A 17,477-nucleotide genomic window follows, 5' to 3' on the forward strand; every position below is an offset into this window, starting at 1 on the left:
CGGCGCGCGTGCTCGCCCGTGCACCCGATCGCGTGATCGTCTGATTGGCTGATCAGGTGGTCGGCCGATTGCCGACGCTGGTGGAGGCCGGTCGCCAGGCGGTGCCCAGCACGCAGTGCGACGAGGGCAGGACCGGTCCCTGCTCCGGAACCAGCATCCGCCGGTAGGGGCCGAGCTCGAACCCCGCGTCGCGCAGGGCGGAGACCGGATCGCGGGCCAGATGGCAGCCGCCGCTCAGCAGTGGCCACACCGTGCGGTCCAGGGCGCGCTGGGTCACGGCCATCGCCCGGCCGCCGCCCCTGCCGTGCTCGAAGAACCGCACCTCCCCGCCGGGCTTCAGCACCCGCCGCGCCTCGGCGAGCGCGCGCGGCACGTCGCGCACGCTGCACAGCACCTGCGCGAGCACCACCGCGTCGAACGCCTCGCTCTTCACCGGCAGCGCCTCCGCGCAGCCCGGCACCACGTCGACCGGGACCTCGGCACGCCGGGCGGCCTCGAGCGCCAGCTGCCGCAGCAGCCGCTCCGGTTCGACGGCGACGACCTCCGCGACGGAGCCCGGGTAGCGCGCGAAGTTCAGTCCGTTGCCCGCGCCGATCTCGATCACCCGCCCGGACAGTCCGGCCAGCAGCCGCCGGCGCACCGCGGCCAGACCCATGCTGGTCTCCGCGGCCACGCTGGCACGCGCGTAGTAACGGGCGAACACCGGATGACGGACGGCATCCCGCGCCGCCCTCCCGGAACCGGTGGACCGCAACACCATGGCACCCTCCCGACCACGACGGGCCTACGGTGAGTTTCCCCACGCCTACCCACCGCACGCCCACCGATGCCGGTGCCCGACTCCGCCCGCACGTGTCTCGGGTCCGGCGCGGAATCTCCGCGGCACTGTCCGCCTGCTCGTCCGAGGCGGTCCGACGGACCTGCCCGCACGGGGCCGACGGGGCCGGGCCGGCGCCCTGCCGTCCCGCGTGTCCGGGACGGGCCCGTACATCCGTCGCCCCCGTGTGCTCGGGTGCCGGTCCTGTCAGGTGCGCGGCGCGAACGGTGTGGGGGCCTCCCGGGTGGTGAACTCCTCCGCGTTCCAGGTGCCGTTCAGGCGGGCGGCCAGCCAGGTGGGAGCCATGGAGCGGAAGGCGGTCGGGGACAGGGCGCCCGCGGCTTCGGGGAGGGCGCCGAGCAGGGGGGCGCCGGCCGCTGCGGTGAGGTCGGTGACGTTGCAGCGGCAGGCGAGGTCGGGCCCGGCGGGCCAGCTGCCGATCACCACGCCGAGGAGGTCCAGGTCGCGGGAGCGCAGTTCACGGGCCGTCAGCTCGGTCGTGTTCAGCGTGCCCAGGCCCGCCGTGGCCACGACCAGTACCGGGGCACCCAGCAGCTTCGCCGCGTCGGCCAGCGTGCCGCCGTCCGCGTCGAAGCGGACGAGCAGCCCGCCCGCGCCCTCCACCAGCACCAGGTCGTGCTCGGTGGCCAACTTGGCGGCGGCCTCGGCCACCTCGTGCGGGCGCACCGGAGCCAGCCCGGCCCGCAGGGCCGCCGTCGCGGGCGCCAACGGCTCCGGATAGCGGGCGAGTTCGCGCGCCGTCACCGCACCGGCCAGCCGGGCGACCTCGTCGGCGTCCCCGCGCTCGCCCGGCCCCACACCGGTCTGCGCGGGCTTCAGCACGGCCACCGACCGACCGGCCGCGAAGGCCGCCGCGGTGACTGCCGCCGTCGCCACCCTCTTTCCCCCCCCCTTGCCCCCTCCCATGATCACCAGTACCGGCATCTCAGCCCTCCCGCGCCGCCGCGCACACCGCGCGCGCGATCCGTGCCACGTCCACGTCACCGGTGACGTACGGCGGCATCGTGTACACCAGGTCGCGGAACGGCCGCAGCCACACGCCCTCCCGCACGGCCGCCCGGGTGGCCGCCGCCATGTCCACCGCGTGGTCGAGCTGGACGACCCCGATGGCGCCCAGGACCCGTACGTCCCGTACACCCGGCAGGTCCGCGGCCGGAGCCAGCCCGTCCCGCAGCCCCGCCTCGATCCGCTTGACCTCCGCCTGCCAGTCCTGGCCGAGCAGCAGCCCGATCGACGCGCAGGCCACGGCCGCCGCCAGCGGGTTGCCCATGAAGGTCGGGCCGTGCGCGAGCACCGGCACCTCGCCGCGCGAGATCCCCTCGGCCACCCGCGCGGTGCACAGCGTCGCCGCCATCGTCAGATAGCCGCCGGTCAGCGCCTTGCCCACGCACATCACGTCCGGCGTCACGGCGGCGTGCTCCGCCGCGAACAGGGCACCGGTGCGCCCGAACCCGGTCGCGATCTCGTCGAACACCAGGAGCACGTCGTGCGCGTCGCACACCTCGCGCAGCACCCGCAGATAGGCGGGGGAGTGGAAGCGCATCCCGCCCGCCCCCTGCACCACGGGCTCGACGATCACGGCGGCCAGTTCGCCGACGTGCCGTTCGACCGTCTCCCGCAGGTGGTCGGCGTACGCCTCCTCGTACCCCTCGGGCGGCGCGTCGGCGAAGACCTGACGCGGCAGCACGCCGGCCCACAGCTCGTGCATCCCGCCCTCGGGGTCGCACACGGACATCGGCTGCCAGGTGTCCCCGTGGTAGCCGCCCCGCCAGGTCAGCAGCCGTCGCTTCTCCGGGCGGCCGAGCGAGCGCCAGTACTGGAGGCACATCTTGACCGCGACCTCGACCGACACCGAACCGGAGTCGGCGAGGAACACATGCTCCAGACCGTCCGGTGACATGTCGACAAGAAGCTTCGCGAGCCGGACGGCGGGCTCGTGCGTGAGCCCGCCGAACATCACGTGGCTCATCCGCGCCAGCTGCTCCTGCGCGGCCTCGTTCAGCACCGGGTGGTTGTAGCCGTGGATCGCGGCCCACCACGACGACATGCCGTCGACCAGCTCGCCCGAGCCGTCCGCGAGCCTCAGCCGGACCCCGCTCGCCGACTCGACGACGAGCGGTTCGTGGCGGCCGGGCATGGGCCCGTACGGGTGCCACACGTGCCGCCGGTCGAGCTCCAGCAGCTCGGGCACGTCCGGGCCGGGCGCGGTGCGCGGTTCAGGCATTGGGCGCGAGGTCCGTTCCGGCGCCCCGGCGGCGTACGGCGACCAGGTCAGGACGCGGCTCCTGGCCGGCCTCGGCGGCCGGTGCGGCCTCCGGCCGAGCCGCCGGTGCCGCGGCGGAACCGCAGACCCCGCCGCCCTGGTGCACCCCGCACCCCGGCCCCTCGTGCGTACCGCAGCCCGCGCCCTCGTGGGACCCGCACCCCGTGTCGTCGTGCGCCCCGCACCCGTCCCCGGCCGTCACCCGGTGCTCGGGCAGCGTCACCTGGCCGGTGCCCTCCACCTCGAACCCGGCGTCCGCGATCATCTCCAGGTCGGCCCTGCCCGCCTGGCCCTCGCTGGTCAGGTAGTCGCCGAGGAAGATCGAGTTGGCCAGGTGCAGCGCGAGGGGCTGCATGGTGCGCAGGTGCACCTCGCGGCCGCCCGCGATCCGCACCTCCACGTCCGGGCAGACGAACCGGACCATCGCCAGGATCCGCAGGCAGCGCTGCGGGGTCAGGTTCCACTCCTTGGCGAGCGGTGTGCCCTCGAACGGGATCAGGAAGTTCACCGGAACGGAGTCCGGGTCCAGCTCGCGCAGCGAGAAGACCACGTCGACCAGGTCCTCGTCGCTCTCGCCCATCCCGGCGATGAGCCCGGAGCAGGCGGAAAGGCCGGCCGCGTGCGCCTTGTGCACCGTGTCCACCCGGTCGGCGTAGGTGTGGGTGGTGGTGATGTCGCCGTACGTCGCCTCGGAGGTGTTGAGGTTGTGGTTGTAGGCGTCGGCCCCCGCCTCGCGCAGCCGTTCGGCCTGGCCGTCGGAGAGCAGACCGAGGCAGGCACACACCTCGACGCCCTCGTTCTGCTCCTTGATCGCCTTGATGGTGTCGGAGACCCGGTCCACGTCACGGTCGGTCGGACCGCGCCCGCTGGCCACCAGGCAGACCCGCTTCGCGCCGCCCGCCAGCCCGGCCGCCGCGGCCTCGGAGGCCTCGTCGGGCTTGAGCCAGGTGTACTTGAGGATGTCGGCCTTCGAGCCGAGCCGCTGGGAGCAGTAGGAGCAGTCCTCGGGGCACAGGCCCGACTTGAGGTTGACGAGATAGTTGAGTTTCACCCGCCGGCCGAACCAGTGGCGGCGCACCCTCCCGGCCGCGGCCACCACGTCGAGCAGGTCGTCGTCCGAGGTGGCCAGCACGGCCAGAGCTTCCCCACGGGTCGGCGACTCGCGCCGAAGCCCCTTGTCCACCAGCGTGTTCAGCAGGTCCATGAGAGCTGATCCTGTCCTACGGTCCGGCCCGGGGCCAAGGAGACTCCGCACAAGGACGGCCCCGTCGACATGTGGGTATTGCCACATCATGGGCGCCCTGCCCTGCCGCTAGGGTCTGTCCACTGCCTACAAATGCCCCGGAGGACCCATGGCGTTCGGCTGGATCGACGAGCAGGCGCAAGCGCGCCGCCGGGCCGGACTCGTACGGACCCTGCGGCCGCGCCCCGCCGAATCGCCGTTGCTCGACCTCGCGGGCAACGACTACCTGGGGCTGGCCCGCCACCCGGAGGTGACCGAGGGGGCCGCGGCCGCGGCGCGTACCTGGGGCGGCGGTTCGACCGGCTCCCGGCTGGTCACCGGCACCACCGAACTCCATGCCGAACTGGAGCGCGAGCTGGCGGGTTTCTGCGGCTTCGAGGCGGCGCTGGTCTTCGCTTCCGGATACGCCGCGAACCTGGCCGCGGTCACCGCGCTCGCGCCGCACGGCTCGCTCGTCGTCTCCGACGCGGGCAACCACGCCTCGCTCATCGACGGCTGCCGGCTGGCCCGCGGCACGACCCAGGTCGCCGCGCACGCCGACCCGGACGCGGTGCGCAAGGCGCTCGGCACGCACGAGGGCCCGGCCGTGTTCGTGTCGGACACGGTGTTCTCGGTCGACGGCGACGCGGCCCCGCTGGCGGAGTTCGCCGCGGTCTGCCGGGAGCGCGGCGCGGGCCTCGTCGCCGACGACGCCCACGGACTGGGCGTCCTGGGCGACGGCGGCCGCGGCGCCGCGCACGCGGCCGGACTGGCGGGCGCCGACGACGTGGTCGTCACGGCCACGCTGTCGAAGTCGCTCGGCAGCCAGGGCGGAGTCGTCCTCGGGCCCGCGCGGGTGATCGACCACCTGGTCAACGCGGCCCGGACGTTCATCTTCGACACCGGCCTCGCCCCCGCCGCCGCGGGGGCCGCCCTGGCGGCGCTTCGACTGCTGCGCCGCGAGCCCGAGCGTGCGGCACGCGCGCGTGCGGTGGCGGCCGGACTCCACGCACGCCTGACCGCCGCGGGCCTGGAGGCGGTACGCCCGGACGCCGCGGTGGTCTCGGTGCGCGCGCCGTCCCCGGAGCAGGCGGTGCGGTGGGCGGCCGACTGCCGGGCGGCCGGGGTGGCCGTGGGCTGTTTCCGTCCTCCTTCCGTGCCCGACGGCGTTTCACGGCTGAGGCTGACCGCCCGCGCGGACCTCTCCGGGGCGCAGATCGAACGCGCTGTACGGGTGATCGGTGGGACGCGACCATGAGTCGGCGTGACACGGCCGCGCGACACCAGGTGTGGATATGGGTGGATATGACCGGACTGTGCGTCAGACGCGGTGCGCCGCGGCCGTGAAGCCGGCCCAGCTCACGGGGGAGAAGAGCAGCGCGGGCCCGGCCGGGGTCTTGGAGTCGCGCACGGCGAGCAGCCCGGCCCACGGTCCTGTGGCGGGCCGGGCTGTCTCGACGCAGTTGTTGGCTCCCGTGCTGTAGCTGCTGCGCAGCCAGCACACGCCGTGCAGACAGGTGCTGGAAGGTACGTGCCGAGGCAGGGCGGACATGGTGCCTCCTTACGCGGTACGCGGTTGTGCGCCGTCAGGGTTCCTGGCGTATCCCGGCGATGAAGTCCAACGAGTCCTCGGGGGAGAGGGCGTGGATCCGCAGGGTGTCGAAGGCCTCGCTGTAGGCCTCTAGGTCTTCTTTCCGCTCGAGATGGAAGCTACTCGTCAAGTGGTCGAGAACCACTACGTTCAGATCGGAGGTGTTCGAAAACGAGAAGATGACGAAAGGCCCGGTGATGCCGATGTGCGCGCCGGCGGCGAACGGCAACACCTGGAGCCGTACCTGGGGCAGCAGGGCCGCCTCCGTCAGCCGCTCCAGCTGCCGCCTCATGACCTCGGGCCCGCCCACTTCCCGGCGCAGCACCGCCTCGTCCAGCACCGCGTCCAGTTCCAGCGGTGGTCGCGCGCGCAGCACGTCCTGGCGGGCCAGCCGCACCTCCACCAGCGCGTCCAGCCGGTCCTTGTCGAGCCCGTCCACGGCGGCCCGGGTGACCGCGCGGGCGTACTCGGGTGTCTGGAGCAGTCCGGGGACGACCGAGGTCTCCAGGGTGCGCATCCCGCTCGCCTGCGACTCCAGGCTGATGAAGTCCCGGTAGGTCGGAGGCAGTACACCGCGGTAGGCGTGCCACCAGTGGTGCCGGCCGCCGCCGTCGTCCAGCCCCGCGAGGACCAGGAGCAACTTGCGCAGCTGGGAGTCGTGGACCGCGTACGCGTCCAGGAGCGAGCGCACGTCGGCCGGTTTCACCCCGCTGGTGCCTGTCTCGATCCGGCTGACCTTCGACTGGTGCCAGCCGACCAGGCGGGCCGCCTCACCGCTGGTGAGGCCCGCGCCGGTGCGCAGCGCGCGCAGTTCTGCGCCCAGTTTCCGGCGGCGCACCGCGGGACCGTGCTGCATGGGCTACTCCCTCGCTCCCTCTGGACGCTCCACGCCGCTCCCTCTGGAGGCTCCACGCGACCCGCTTCACATACGGTCTTCCGTCGCAGAGTTCACCGCATCGAGCGACAGATATATGCATATCTCGGTGGATCGCCACCGAGACCGGAGTGCTGATGGCAGTCTGACGGCGAAGCACCAGTGCGGGACCGTACTCGAATCCATCCGCCCAGTGTCGGACTCCGGTCCCGTGGGAAAGGGACGACGTCGCCATGGCAGACCATCTGGAAGCATCCGTCACTCTGCCGAGCGATCCCGCCTCGGTCTGTGCGGCCCGCGCCTATGTGGCGGACACCCTCGCGGAGTGGGGTCTGCCGCCGGCCGCGGACACCGCCGAGACGGTCCGGCTCATCGTCTCCGAACTCGCCACCAACGCCGTACAGCACACGTTCGGGCAGTCGCCCACCTTCACGGTGGACCTCGTCCTCGTGCGTGACGAACAGCTGCGCATCGGGGTCACCGACAGCCACCCCCGGTTCCCGAAACGCCTGCCGGCCGCCGTCCAGCAGGACAACGGCCGGGGCATGGTGATCATCCGGTGGCTCACCGCCGAGTGCGGTGGCAGAATGACGGTGAGGCCGACGCGGGAGGGCGGCAAGACGGTCTGCATCGAACTTCCGTGGACGGCCCCCGCCCGTCCTGTGACGGCCGCGGGCCAGGAACCGTAGGACCGTGCGGTGACGTCACCGAGGCGTCGCCGTCACACCCCGCACGACGGCCGGGTCAGCTGATCCGGCCGTACCAGACGCTCCTCGTCCAGATCTTCTGGAGCTTGACGACGTCCCCGGTCTTCGGGGCGTGCCAGATCCTGCCGCCGCCGGCGTAGATGCCCACGTGGTACACGTAGGAGCCCGAGTGGAAGAACACGAGGTCCCCGGCTCGGCGGCTGCTCGCGTTGATGTGCCGGCTCTTGTTGTACTGCTCCGCGGCCGTGCGGGGCAGCTTCTTGCCCACCCTCTTGAACGAGTACAGAGTGAGCCCCGAGCAGTCGAACCTCCGCGGCCCCGTGGCGCCCCACTGGTAGGGCGAACCCTTCTTGGACGCCGCGATCTGCAGCGCCTTGCTCGCGGTCGTCGCGGCCGCGGCCTCGGAGGCCACACCCGGTACCACGATCGAGCCGCCCACGGCGGCCAGGGTCAGGGCCGAGGCCGTGCCGGCCCGGGCCATCAACGACGGGACACGATTGAGCGCAGTCATGCGCAACCCTTCGTCAGCCGCCTGTGAAGGATGACCTGTCGGATTCGGGCTGGCGAAGTTGCCCGGCCGCGTTGCCGCGGCTTCACCCCAAGGGCTGCTCGGTCCGGTCATGGTGTGACCGTTCCGGCGACCCGTCGTGCTTGGGTCCTCCACTCCTGCCGATCCACTTCCCGTCGACCGGTCATCCGGGCGGCGGCAGGACTCGGCGTCCGCCCGGATCGCCCCGCCGTGGTGGCGGGGGCTTGTCGTCAGACAGGGATCTTCACCTACGGATGTCCGAAAACCCCAATGAATCCGAGTGTTTGTGTTGTTACTCACCACGCACCCGTTCGGGTGGACGCCCTCACGATCGAGCCGCCGGCCCCTCCCGTGACGACCTCCGGACCAGCACCGGAGCGCCTCGTTCCGCCGACCGTGGAGGCGTGGTGCGCAACTGGAGCGGTCCAGGAAAGGGAGCGGAACCTACACCGAAAGGCGGTCGGTCATTCGGGGCCATTCCGCGCCGCGTGTCCGACGGGCAGCCTTCTCCGCCCGCCGTGTCCGCGAGGGTGGACGACGTCAACTTCCGCAGTCCGGGGGCAGGGTGAAGCGTGCCGTGCGCGGGCTTTCCGTCGGACGACGGTCGATCGGCTCTGCCTCGGCGCGGGTCGGCGTAGGCAGGGGCGACAGCTCGGGCGGACGCCCGGCCCTCGACCGGCTCGGGCGGCGACGGCTGCCGCAGGACCGCGCGGGCGCAGGGCAGCGCGTACCGCTTGCCCGGGGTGCGCGCGGCCGGCAGCAGCACCGCCGCGGACGCGACGGCCTGGCCCGGACGGACCGTCTCCACGTCGCGCGCACGTACCGCATCGTGTCGTGGACGGCCGGCATGACGCACCCCTCTGTGAGGCAGGCGCTGCTCCGTCGGAGCGTACTTTGTAAAAAATGTACAGGATGTACGTTTGCCGCGGAGGGCTTCTCCACAGGAGGCGGGGCGGTCCCGGGTCGTGCGCGGCGTCCTCCTGGGTGAAGCTGGAAGCACGGGCCTTGTCGATCCAGGGGACTGGCCATGGTGTTCTTCGCGATGTCCGAGCGGCACCCCCTGCCGCCGCTCTCCGCCACCGATCCGGTGCTGGAGCACGAGCGGCTGCATCAGGAGATCGATCAGCTCCAGCGGGCCCTGACCTCCCATGCCGTCATCGACCAGGCGATCGGCGTCGTGGTGGCCTTCGGGCAGATCCCGCCCGAGGACGCCTGGCAGGTCCTGCGGGAGGTCTCCCAGCGGTCCAACACCAAGCTGCGCACGGTGGCCGAGCACGTGCTGAAGTTCGCCCAGGGCGGCGCTCTGCCCGATATGGAGCTGGAGCAGATGAAGCGGGCGCTGGAGCGCTGCTCCACGCACTTCTCCGGCGGCCGGTCACGGCCCTGAGGGCGAGGTGAGCGCGCCGTAGGGTGGGGGTATGGCCCACGAGATTCCGGTGACGCAAGCCAGGGCTGAGTTCGCCGACCTGATCAACCGGGTGGTGTACGGCGGTGAGCGTGTGGTCGTCACGCGGCACGGCAAGCCGCTCGTCGCCCTGGTCTCCGCCGCCGATCTGGAACGGCTCGAGCAGCTCGCGGAGCCCGCCGGGGGCCAGGTGGCCGGCACCGTCTCGCAGGTTCGCGACGTCCCGTCCGCCCCCGCGTGAGCAGCAAAGCCTCGGCGTCACGGCGGACCGCAGGGGGTCGGAGGTCCGCTGAGCGGATCACTCCCTCAGGTCCGGTCCGCTGAGCGGACTACTCCTGAACTTCCCCGCGCTGCAGGGCGGTTGAACTCCCGCCCGCCAGGGGACGCGGCCTCACCGTCACCCCCCGGGGCGGCTCGCTCCGACGGCCGGGTGAGTTTCGGGCAGCCCCTGGGCCCTGTTCGCCGGCCCCTGCCGAGCCACCGGGACCCCGCTCAGCGGGACACGCCGCGCCGTTTATCGGATTGGCAAAGAAGGTCAACGCCCCCTGTTCTCAGGGACCACACAGCAGCAAGGATCCCCGTACTCGATTCGCAACGATGTACGGGGAGGTTCCACTTGAGGGGCATGAGACCCAAGAGCCGTGCGCTGACACTCGGTTCGGCCGGCGTCCTGGTCACGGCCACGCTGATGGCCGGCGCCGTGGCGACGCCCGCGGCCGGCGCGAACAACGGTCAGGGACAGGACCGCGAGACGCGCGGTGCGGCGATCGCCGCGGAGCGTGCCGCGAAGGCAGGCATCGACTGGCGGGACTGTCCCGCCGACTGGGCGCTGGCCAAGCCCATCCAGTGCGGTTACGTCTCGGTGCCGCTCGACTACGCGGACCCCTACGGCAAGCAGATCAAGCTGGCCGTCGACCGTGTCGGCAACACCGGCACGAAGCAGGAGCGCCAGGGCGCCCTCGTCTACAACCCGGGCGGCCCCGGCGGTTCGGGCCTGCGCTTCCCGACCCGGGTCACCGGCAACAACGCCATCTGGGCCAACGTCGCGAAGGCCTACGACTTCGTCGGCTTCGACCCGCGCGGTGTCGGCCACTCGGCGCCCATCTCCTGCGCGGACCCGCAGGAGTTCGCCCAGGGGTCCGGGCTGGACCCGGTGCCCGGCTCGGAGGCCGACAAGAGCATCCAGCGCAAGCTGGCCCGCGCGTACGCGCAGGGCTGCTACGAGCGCACCGGCCGCGCCGTGCTCCAGCAGATGACCACCGCGAACACGGTCCGCGACCTGGACGTCATCCGCGCCGCGCTCGGTGAGCAGAAGCTCAACTTCCTCGGCGTCTCCTACGGCACCTACCTCGGCGCCGTCTACGGCACGATGTTCCCGGGCCACGTGCGCCGGATGGTCGTCGACAGCGTCGTCAACCCGGCCCGCGAGAACATCTGGTACCAGGCCAACCTGAACCAGGACGTCGCCTTCGAGGGCCGTTGGAAGGACTGGCAGGACTGGGTCGCCGCCAACGACGCCACCTACCACCTGGGCGCCACCCGCGACGCCGTCCAGGAGCAGTGGCTGAAGCTGCGCGCCACCGCCAAGAAGAGCCCCCTCGGCGGGGTCGTCGGCCCGAACGAGCTGATCTCCTTCTTCCAGAGCGCCCCGTACTACGACTCCTCGTGGGCGCCGGTGGCGAAGGTGTTCAGCCGGTACGTCGCCGGTGACACCCAGGCGCTGATCGACGCCGCTGCCCCGGACCTGTCCGACATCGCGGGCAACATCTCCTCGGAGAACGGCAACGCCGTCTACACGGCCGTCGAGTGCACCGACGCCAAGTGGCCCACCAACTGGCAGACGTGGGACCGGGACAACACGCGGCTCCACACGACCGCCCCGTTCATGACCTGGGCCAACGCCTGGATGAACCTGCCGTGCGCCACATGGCCGGTCAAGCAGCAGAACCCGGTGAACGTGAAGACCGGCAAGGGCCTGCCGCCGGTGCTGATCGTGCAGTCCACGCGGGACGCCGCCACCCCGTACGCGGGCGCCGTCGAGCTGCACAAGCGCTTCACGGGCTCCCGTCTCATCACCGAGAAGGACGCGGGCTCCCACGGCGTCACCGGCCTGGCCAACCCGTGCGTCAACGACCGGGTGGACACCTACCTGCTCACCGGCAAGGTCGACTCGGCGGACGTGACCTGCGCACCGCACGCCACGCCGAAGCCGTAACGAAGGGCAGTGCGTGATGAGGGGCGGCCGGGATGCCCGGCCGCCCCTCTCGCACGCCCGGCTCTCGCACGCCCGGCGCGACCGGCCGCGTCAGACGAGCGGTGCGCGCGGGAACCTGCGCCTGTCGCCCTTCGCCTCGGCCTGCGCCGCCTTGGCCACGGCCGCGTACTGGTCGACGTACTCCTGCTCGGACAGCGACAGGACGGCGTACATGATCTCGTCGGTGACGGCGCGCAGGACCGCCTTCTCGTTCTCCAGGCCGGCGTAGCGGGAGAAGTCCAGCGGCTCACCGAAGCGGATCACGATCGGGTGCGGGCGCGGGACGGTCTTCCCGGGCGGCTGGGCCTCGAACGTGCCGATCATCGCGCACGGGACGACCGGCACCCCGGCCCTGAGCGCCATGACCGCGACGCCGACCTTGCCCTTGTACAGGCGGCCGTCGTGCGACCGGGTGCCCTCCGGGTAGATGCCGAGCAGCTCGCCCTTGCGCAGCACCCCGAGCCCCTCCCGGATCGCGGCCTGCCCGGCCTCCTTGCCCGAGCGGTCCACCGGGATCTGGCCCGCGCTGCGGAAGAAGGCCGCGGTGAGCCGGCCCTTGATGCCGGGGCCCGTGAAGTACTCGGCCTTGGCCAGGAAGGTGATCCGCCGTTTGAGGATCGCGGGCATCAGGAAGTGGTCCGAGAACGAGAGGTGGTTGCCCGCGACGATGGCGGCTCCCGAGGCCGGCACGTGCTCCAGCCCTTCGATGCGGGGCCGGAAGACCAGTCTGAGCAGCGGCCCCAGCAGAACGTATTTGAGCAGGTAGTAGAACACGGCTCGCCCTTCACTCCACCAGGTCCGCTTCAAACCGGGGTTTTCCCAGGTCAAGGCCACGATCCCGGGAGTTGGCCCACGTGCGCCTGTAGTCATCTGTAACCGCGTTTGATCGAGGTCATGCTGACCCTTTGCTGACTTTACTGACGCGTCATGAGCCATGTGGGTGCCGGCGTCATGCCGGGCGGCACGGCGGCCTCACGCCGAGGCGGACGGGAGCGCGCAGCGGCGCCTGCCTGGTCCTCTTTGCCGAGTTCGAGGGCCGGGACCCGTACAGCCGCCGCGTCACAGACGCTGCAGGCACGAGCGCCCTCTCACATCAGGGCGTCCACGGCTTGACGTCGGCGTACGACGTGACGGTAGGAGGCGTCCTGGGCCTGGGGGAGACGGTGCGCAGTCGCCATCTCTTCGCTCGTGGCATGGGCGCGTCCTGACCAGTGGTCCTACGGTTGTCTCACGCCGTTTCGGAGCCGCGTTGTCTCAGGCGCGGTGCAGGTACCTGTGTGGTGTCACGCGGATCAGTGGCTGGTGTTCACAGCGTTGGCGTACTGCTCGTTGGTGACGGGTTCCAGCCATGTGGTGCCGTCTCCGTCGGCGTCGCCGACGACCATGGCGATGTGTGCCATGAGTGTGGTGTCGGTGGCGCCGTGCCAGTGCTCCTCGCCTGCGGGGCACTTGATGGTGTGGCCGGCGCTGACACGTACGACGTTGCCGTCGCGGGTGCCGACCAGGCCTGTGCCGTCGGTGATGTAGAGGGTCTGGCCGTTGGCGTGGCTGTGCCAGTTGGTGCGGGCGCCGGGGGTGAAACGGACCAGGGCTGAGGCGAGGTGGGCGGGCTCGGTGGGGGTCTCGATGGGGTTGAGGTAGACGTCGCCGGTGAACCGCTCGGCGGGTGCCTTGGCCGTGGGGGTCGAGGTGATGTGCTCCATGTTTGGTCTTCCTTGTCACGTTGGGGTGTTGGGCGGTGAGTGGGGTGGGTTCAGGCGGAGTCGCGCTCGGCGGCGATCTTCTTGAGCTTGGTGATCGCGGTCATGGCGTTGGGCCATCCGGCGTAGAAGGCGAGATGGGTGAGGGCTTCGGACAGTTCTTCGACGCTGAGCCCGTTGTCCAGGGCGACGCCGAGGTGGTGGTCGAGCTGCTCGCTGCGGTAGAGGGCGGCCAGCGTGGTCACGGTGACCAGGCTCCGGTCACGAGGGGACAGGCCGGGACGGTCCCAGATGTCGCCGAAGAGGACGTTGTTGGTGACCTCTACGAGCTTGGGTGCGATCGTGTTGAGTTCTTCGGGGGCGGATTGCCTGGGCACGGTGTGCCTCCTTGGTCTCCAACGGTCTGATGGTGTGGGTGGGATGCGCGCGGTTACTGGGCGGTGTACCCGCCGTCGACGGGGAGGGCGACGCCGACGACGAAGCCGGCGCCGGGGCTGCACAGCCACAGGACGGCCTGGGCCATCTCGTCGGCGGTGCCGAGACGTCCGATGGGCTGGCCTGCTTCGGCTTCGTCGCGGTCGAGTTCTCCCTTGGCGATCATGTCGCTGACCATGGGGGTGTCGATGGTGCCGGGGCAGATGGCGTTGATGCGGATGCCGCGCGGGGCGTATTCGAGGGCGGCGCTGGTGGTCAGGCCGATCACGCCGTGCTTGGTGGAGTGGTAGGAGGCGCGGCCGGGGAGGCCGACCAGGCCGCCGAGGGAGGAGCAGTTGACGATGGCGCCGCTGCCCTGGGTGCGCATGTGGCGCAGTTCGTGTTTCATCGCGGCCCAGATGCCTTGCAGGTTGACGGCGTGGACCTTCTCGAACTGGTCGAGGGGTTCGTCGGCGGCGTCGGTGGGCGGGATCTGGATGCCGGCGTTGTTGTAGGCCATGTCGAGGCGGCCGAAGGTCTCCACCGTGTGGTCGACAGCGGCGGCGACCTGGCTCTCGTCGGTGACGTCGCAGACCAGGGCGAGGGCCTGGTGGCCGGCGTCGGTGAGGTTCTTGACCGCCTTGTCCACCGCGGCCTCGTTGATGTCGGCGAGGGCGACGGCGGCGCCGGCGGCCGCGAAAGCTCGGGCGGCGGCCAGGCCCATGCCGGAGCCGGCGCCGGTGACGAAGGCGACCTGGCCGGCGAAGTCGTAGGTGGGGTTCACGGGGTTCCTCCTGGTGGATGGGGTGCGGGGCGGGTGGACAGGCTCAGGACCGCGCCGGTGCCGCGTCAGTGGTCTCTCGCGGTGCCGGGGTTCGAGCGTCGGGAGCGCCCTGGACGACGATGCGGGTGGTGCCGCGCTTGGCGAAGACAGCCAGGGCGATCAGCGGCAGCAGAGTCGGTCCGGCGAAGACGGCGCCGACCAGAGCGGGGCCGGTCACGCCGAGGGAGAAGGCGAGGGCCTGTCCGGCGAGCGCGGAGCCGGTTGCTATGCCGGTGTTGCAGGCGGACGTGGTCAGCGCCGAGGCCAGGGTGGGCGCATCACCGGCAAAGCGGACCGCGAGGGCGGTGACGACCGGGTTGATCGTGAACCCCGTCAGCGTCATGACGAAGCCCAGGACGACGGCGGCTGCCGGGGTGGTGGACAGCCGGATCAGCGCGAGCGGGACCGGCGCGGTCGCCGCGGCGGCCGGGATCCTCGTGGCCATCGGACGGCAGAGCCGCAGGAGAGCAGGGCGGGGTGCGGTGGCCATCAGCGCTTCTCGCGGGTCAGGGCTTGAGAAGGGTCTTGATGGCGCGGCGCTCATCCATCGCCGCGTAGCCCTCGGCGACCTCGTGGAGGGGCAGCGTGAGGTCGAAGACCTTGCCCGGGGCGATGGCACCGGTCAGGACGCGGTCGATGAGGTCGGGCAGGTAGCGGCGCACGGGAGCGGGCCCGCCACGCAGCCCGACATGGGAGAAGAACAGCTCCTGCCCGTCGACGGCGACGCCGTGGGGGACGCCGACGAAGCCCACGTTTCCGCCCGGCCGGGCCGAGTGCAGAGCCTGCTGCACGGCCTCAGCCGTGCCGACGCACTCCAGCACGCTGTCCGCGCCGATCCCGCCGGTCAGCTCCCTGATCCGCTCGACGCCGTCGTCGCCGCGCTCGGTGACGATGTCGGTGGCGCCGAACGCGCGGGCCAGCCTCTGACGCGACTCGTGCCGCGACATGGCGATGATCCGCTCCGCACCCATCTCCTTCGCGGCGAGCACCGCGCACAGGCCGACCGCACCGTCACCGACGACCACGGCGGTGGAACCGGGCGTGACCTCGGCGGCGTCCGCGGCCCACCAGCCGGTGCCCATCACGTCCGAGACCGCCAGCAGGCCCGGCCACAACTCCTCGCCAGGGATCTCGTCGGTGGCGATCAAAGTCCCCTGAGCGTGGGGGATGCGGACGTAGTCGGCCTGGCAGGTCGACATGAACTCACGGTGCAGGCAGTTCGACTGGAAGCCGTTCCGGCAGTTCGCGCAGGTGTTGTCCGAGGTGGCGAACGAGCCGATCACGAATTGGCCCGGCTTGACCGCCGTGACCTCCCTTCCGACCTCCTCGACGAAGCCGACGTACTCGTGGCCCATCGGGTGCGGCTGGTCCGTCGGTTGCAGACCGCGGTAGGGCCACAGGTCCGACCCGCACACGCAGGTCACCGCCGTACGGATGACCGCGTCGGTCGGAGCGAGGATCTTCGGGTCGTCCAGGGTCTCGAAGCGGATGTCACCGGGGGCGTAGAGCATTGCGCCGCGCATGAGGGATTCCTTCGCGTGCCGAGGCGACGTACCAGGAGGTACTGGCCGTCGCCGAGTGCAGAGCCAGGTGGCCTTGTGCCCGGGGCCGGCTCGCGGCCGGGCCAAAAGCACCACGTCATTCAGGTAACCCGCTTCTGGCACGCCGAGCGAGGCACCATCAAGGGGTGTACTGCCAGTACATCCCTGAGCCCGCGTACGGGACGTACCGTCGAAGGCGTGGACAACCAAGCAGAGGTCCGCGAGTTCCTCACCTCGCGACGAGCCAAGATCACCCCCGAGCAGGCGGGCCTGCCCACCGGCAGCCGCCGCCGGGTACCCGGCCTGCGCCGCAGCGAGGTCGCCTCACTGGCCGACATGAGCGTGGAGTACTACTCCAAACTGGAACGCGGCAACCTCGCCGGCGCCTCCCCGGCCGTCCTGGAAGCCCTCGCCCGCGCCCTCCGGATGGACGACGCCGAACGCGCCCACCTGCTCAACCTCGCCCACGCGGCCGACGGCTCCGACGCCCTCACCCGTCCCCGACGACGCCCTGCCCAATGGAAGGCCCACCGCAGCCTGCAATGGGTCCTGGACGCCATCACCGCCGGCCCGGCCTTCGTCCGCAACGGCCGCATGGACGTGCTGGCCGCCAACCGGCTCGCCCGCGCCTTCTACGACGACGTCTACGCCGCACCCCACAACCAGGCGAACCTGGCCCGCTTCAACTTCCTCGACCCCGCCTCGCGCCGCTTCTACCCCGACTGGGACCAGGCCGCCGACGTCGCCGTGTCGATCCTGCGCACCGAAGCCGGCCGCAACCCCCACGACAAGGACCTCCACGATCTCGTCGGTGAACTGTCCACCCGCAGCGACGACTTCCGCACCCGCTGGGGCGCCCACAACGTCCGCCACCACGGCACCGGCACCAAACGCTTCCACCACCACGTGGTCGGTGACGTCACCCTCGCCTACGAAGGGCTGGAGATGGCCGCCGAACCCGGCCTCACCCTCACCATCTACACCGCCGAACCCGGCTCTCCCTCTGAAGAAGCCCTGCGCCTCCTCGCGACGTGGGCTGCCACCCAGGACGCCGACTCCGCAGAAACCTCCCCAGCGAGCTGATCACTGCCTGGAAGCTGCATCCCAGTCCGCCTGGTGGTCAGCCGATGGGGTCAGCCAGGTCGCGCTTGTCCCCGTGCTCGGCGGCGATCGCCTCCAGGGAGGGGGCGAGCCGGCGGCACGGGCCGCACCAGGCCGCCCAGAAGTCGACGAGTACGGGCTTGTCGCTGCTCAGGACGTCCTGGTCGAAGGAGTCGTCGGTGACGCTCTCGAGGGCCATGGGGCCTCCGGTTGTT

General features: G+C 71.5%; 19 protein-coding genes and 2 pseudogenes. 6 read left to right on the forward strand and 15 right to left on the reverse strand.

The genetic code is table 11. The features are described from left to right. Positions 1 to 52 precede the first annotated feature (52 nt). The 4 genes from ACTYVM_RS10840 to bioB form a co-directional block, all read right to left on the reverse strand. A complete protein-coding gene (locus tag ACTYVM_RS10840; protein ID WP_445525704.1) occupies positions 53 to 760 on the reverse strand; it encodes a class I SAM-dependent methyltransferase in 708 nt (235 codons plus the stop codon). 264 nt (positions 761 to 1,024) lie between these two features. Then, on the reverse strand, positions 1,025 to 1,762 hold the full coding sequence (bioD, locus tag ACTYVM_RS10845; RefSeq protein WP_445525705.1) for a dethiobiotin synthase: 738 nt from the start codon (positions 1,760 to 1,762) through the stop codon (positions 1,025 to 1,027). A 1-nt stretch (position 1,763) separates the two neighbouring features. After that, the gene (locus tag ACTYVM_RS10850) at positions 1,764 to 3,062 is read right to left on the reverse strand and encodes an adenosylmethionine--8-amino-7-oxononanoate transaminase (RefSeq protein ID WP_445525706.1); all 1,299 of its coding nucleotides are present in this window, start codon (positions 3,060 to 3,062) and stop codon (positions 1,764 to 1,766) included. Next, positions 3,055 to 4,305, reverse strand: a complete 1,251-nt coding sequence (gene bioB, locus ACTYVM_RS10855; RefSeq protein ID WP_445525707.1) for a biotin synthase BioB — start codon at positions 4,303 to 4,305, stop codon at positions 3,055 to 3,057. The genes ACTYVM_RS10850 and bioB overlap by 8 nt, the downstream gene beginning before the upstream one ends. A gap of 148 nt (positions 4,306 to 4,453) precedes the next feature. Between bioB and ACTYVM_RS10860 the strand changes: the two genes are divergently transcribed. Then, a complete protein-coding gene (locus ACTYVM_RS10860; protein ID WP_445525708.1) occupies positions 4,454 to 5,581 on the forward strand; it encodes an 8-amino-7-oxononanoate synthase in 1,128 nt (375 codons plus the stop codon). Positions 5,582 to 5,644: 63 nt separating this feature from the next. On the opposite strand, the gene ACTYVM_RS10865 is transcribed toward ACTYVM_RS10860, so the two are convergent. Then, positions 5,645 to 5,875, reverse strand: coding sequence for a DUF397 domain-containing protein (locus ACTYVM_RS10865; RefSeq protein ID WP_445525709.1), 231 nt, complete (start codon positions 5,873 to 5,875; stop codon positions 5,645 to 5,647). Between the two features lie 34 nt (positions 5,876 to 5,909). After that, positions 5,910 to 6,770 (reverse strand): helix-turn-helix domain-containing protein, encoded by an 861-nt coding sequence (locus ACTYVM_RS10870; protein WP_445525710.1) that lies wholly within the window; start codon positions 6,768 to 6,770, stop codon positions 5,910 to 5,912. A gap of 251 nt (positions 6,771 to 7,021) precedes the next feature. On the opposite strand from ACTYVM_RS10870, the gene ACTYVM_RS10875 reads away from it, so the two are divergent. After that, a complete protein-coding gene (locus ACTYVM_RS10875) occupies positions 7,022 to 7,477 on the forward strand; it encodes an ATP-binding protein (protein WP_445525711.1) in 456 nt (151 codons plus the stop codon). A 55-nt stretch (positions 7,478 to 7,532) separates the two neighbouring features. Here the strand turns inward: ACTYVM_RS10875 and ACTYVM_RS10880 are convergent, their stop codons facing one another. Together ACTYVM_RS10880 and ACTYVM_RS10885 are read right to left on the reverse strand one after the other, a co-directional pair. Further along, positions 7,533 to 8,006: a C40 family peptidase gene (locus ACTYVM_RS10880; RefSeq protein ID WP_445525712.1), complete on the reverse strand. Its 474-nt coding sequence runs from the start codon at positions 8,004 to 8,006 to the stop codon at positions 7,533 to 7,535. A gap of 343 nt (positions 8,007 to 8,349) precedes the next feature. Then, positions 8,350 to 9,135, reverse strand: coding sequence for an ATP-dependent Clp protease proteolytic subunit (locus ACTYVM_RS10885; RefSeq protein WP_445525713.1), 786 nt, complete (start codon positions 9,133 to 9,135; stop codon positions 8,350 to 8,352). On the opposite strand from ACTYVM_RS10885, the gene ACTYVM_RS10890 reads away from it, so the two are divergent. The 3 genes and pseudogenes from ACTYVM_RS10890 to ACTYVM_RS10900 all read left to right on the forward strand — a co-directional run bounded on the left by ACTYVM_RS10890 (position 9,052) and on the right by ACTYVM_RS10900 (position 11,644). Continuing rightward, complete coding sequence (locus ACTYVM_RS10890) at positions 9,052 to 9,411, forward strand: ANTAR domain-containing protein (RefSeq protein WP_445525714.1); 360 nt, start codon at positions 9,052 to 9,054, stop codon at positions 9,409 to 9,411. The two genes, ACTYVM_RS10885 and ACTYVM_RS10890, sit on opposite strands and share 84 nt — an antisense overlap. A 31-nt stretch (positions 9,412 to 9,442) precedes the next feature. Continuing rightward, a pseudogene (locus ACTYVM_RS10895) lies at positions 9,443 to 9,722 on the forward strand (type II toxin-antitoxin system Phd/YefM family antitoxin). 332 nt (positions 9,723 to 10,054) lie between these two features. Further along, positions 10,055 to 11,644, forward strand: a complete 1,590-nt coding sequence (locus ACTYVM_RS10900) for an alpha/beta hydrolase (protein ID WP_445525715.1) — start codon at positions 10,055 to 10,057, stop codon at positions 11,642 to 11,644. A gap of 90 nt (positions 11,645 to 11,734) precedes the next feature. Here ACTYVM_RS10900 and ACTYVM_RS10905 read toward each other — a convergent pair whose 3' ends face one another. The 6 genes from ACTYVM_RS10905 to ACTYVM_RS10930 all read right to left on the reverse strand — a co-directional run bounded on the left by ACTYVM_RS10905 (position 11,735) and on the right by ACTYVM_RS10930 (position 16,143). Then, the gene (locus tag ACTYVM_RS10905) at positions 11,735 to 12,457 is read right to left on the reverse strand and encodes a lysophospholipid acyltransferase family protein (RefSeq protein WP_445525716.1); all 723 of its coding nucleotides are present in this window, start codon (positions 12,455 to 12,457) and stop codon (positions 11,735 to 11,737) included. 518 nt (positions 12,458 to 12,975) lie between these two features. Continuing rightward, positions 12,976 to 13,386, reverse strand: a complete 411-nt coding sequence (locus ACTYVM_RS10910) for a (R)-mandelonitrile lyase (RefSeq protein WP_445525717.1) — start codon at positions 13,384 to 13,386, stop codon at positions 12,976 to 12,978. Positions 13,387 to 13,436: 50 nt separating this feature from the next. Continuing rightward, entirely contained in the window at positions 13,437 to 13,760 is a 324-nt protein-coding gene (locus ACTYVM_RS10915; RefSeq protein ID WP_445525718.1) for a carboxymuconolactone decarboxylase family protein, read from the reverse strand. A 53-nt stretch (positions 13,761 to 13,813) separates the two neighbouring features. Next, positions 13,814 to 14,581: a glucose 1-dehydrogenase gene (locus ACTYVM_RS10920; RefSeq protein ID WP_445525719.1), complete on the reverse strand. Its 768-nt coding sequence runs from the start codon at positions 14,579 to 14,581 to the stop codon at positions 13,814 to 13,816. A gap of 43 nt (positions 14,582 to 14,624) precedes the next feature. Then, positions 14,625 to 15,110: an MFS transporter gene (locus ACTYVM_RS10925; RefSeq protein WP_445525720.1), complete on the reverse strand. Its 486-nt coding sequence runs from the start codon at positions 15,108 to 15,110 to the stop codon at positions 14,625 to 14,627. A 16-nt stretch (positions 15,111 to 15,126) separates the two neighbouring features. Further along, positions 15,127 to 16,143: a zinc-dependent alcohol dehydrogenase family protein gene (locus ACTYVM_RS10930; RefSeq protein ID WP_445525721.1), complete on the reverse strand. Its 1,017-nt coding sequence runs from the start codon at positions 16,141 to 16,143 to the stop codon at positions 15,127 to 15,129. Positions 16,144 to 16,359: 216 nt separating this feature from the next. Between ACTYVM_RS10930 and ACTYVM_RS10935 the strand changes: the two genes are divergently transcribed. After that, complete coding sequence (locus ACTYVM_RS10935) at positions 16,360 to 17,244, forward strand: helix-turn-helix transcriptional regulator (RefSeq protein WP_445525722.1); 885 nt, start codon at positions 16,360 to 16,362, stop codon at positions 17,242 to 17,244. Positions 17,245 to 17,308: 64 nt separating this feature from the next. Here ACTYVM_RS10935 and ACTYVM_RS10940 read toward each other — a convergent pair. Further along, positions 17,309 to 17,461, reverse strand: a pseudogene (locus ACTYVM_RS10940) (thioredoxin family protein); the annotation flags it as partial. Positions 17,462 to 17,477 lie beyond the last annotated feature (16 nt).

The organism is Streptomyces cyslabdanicus, assembly GCF_052663305.1.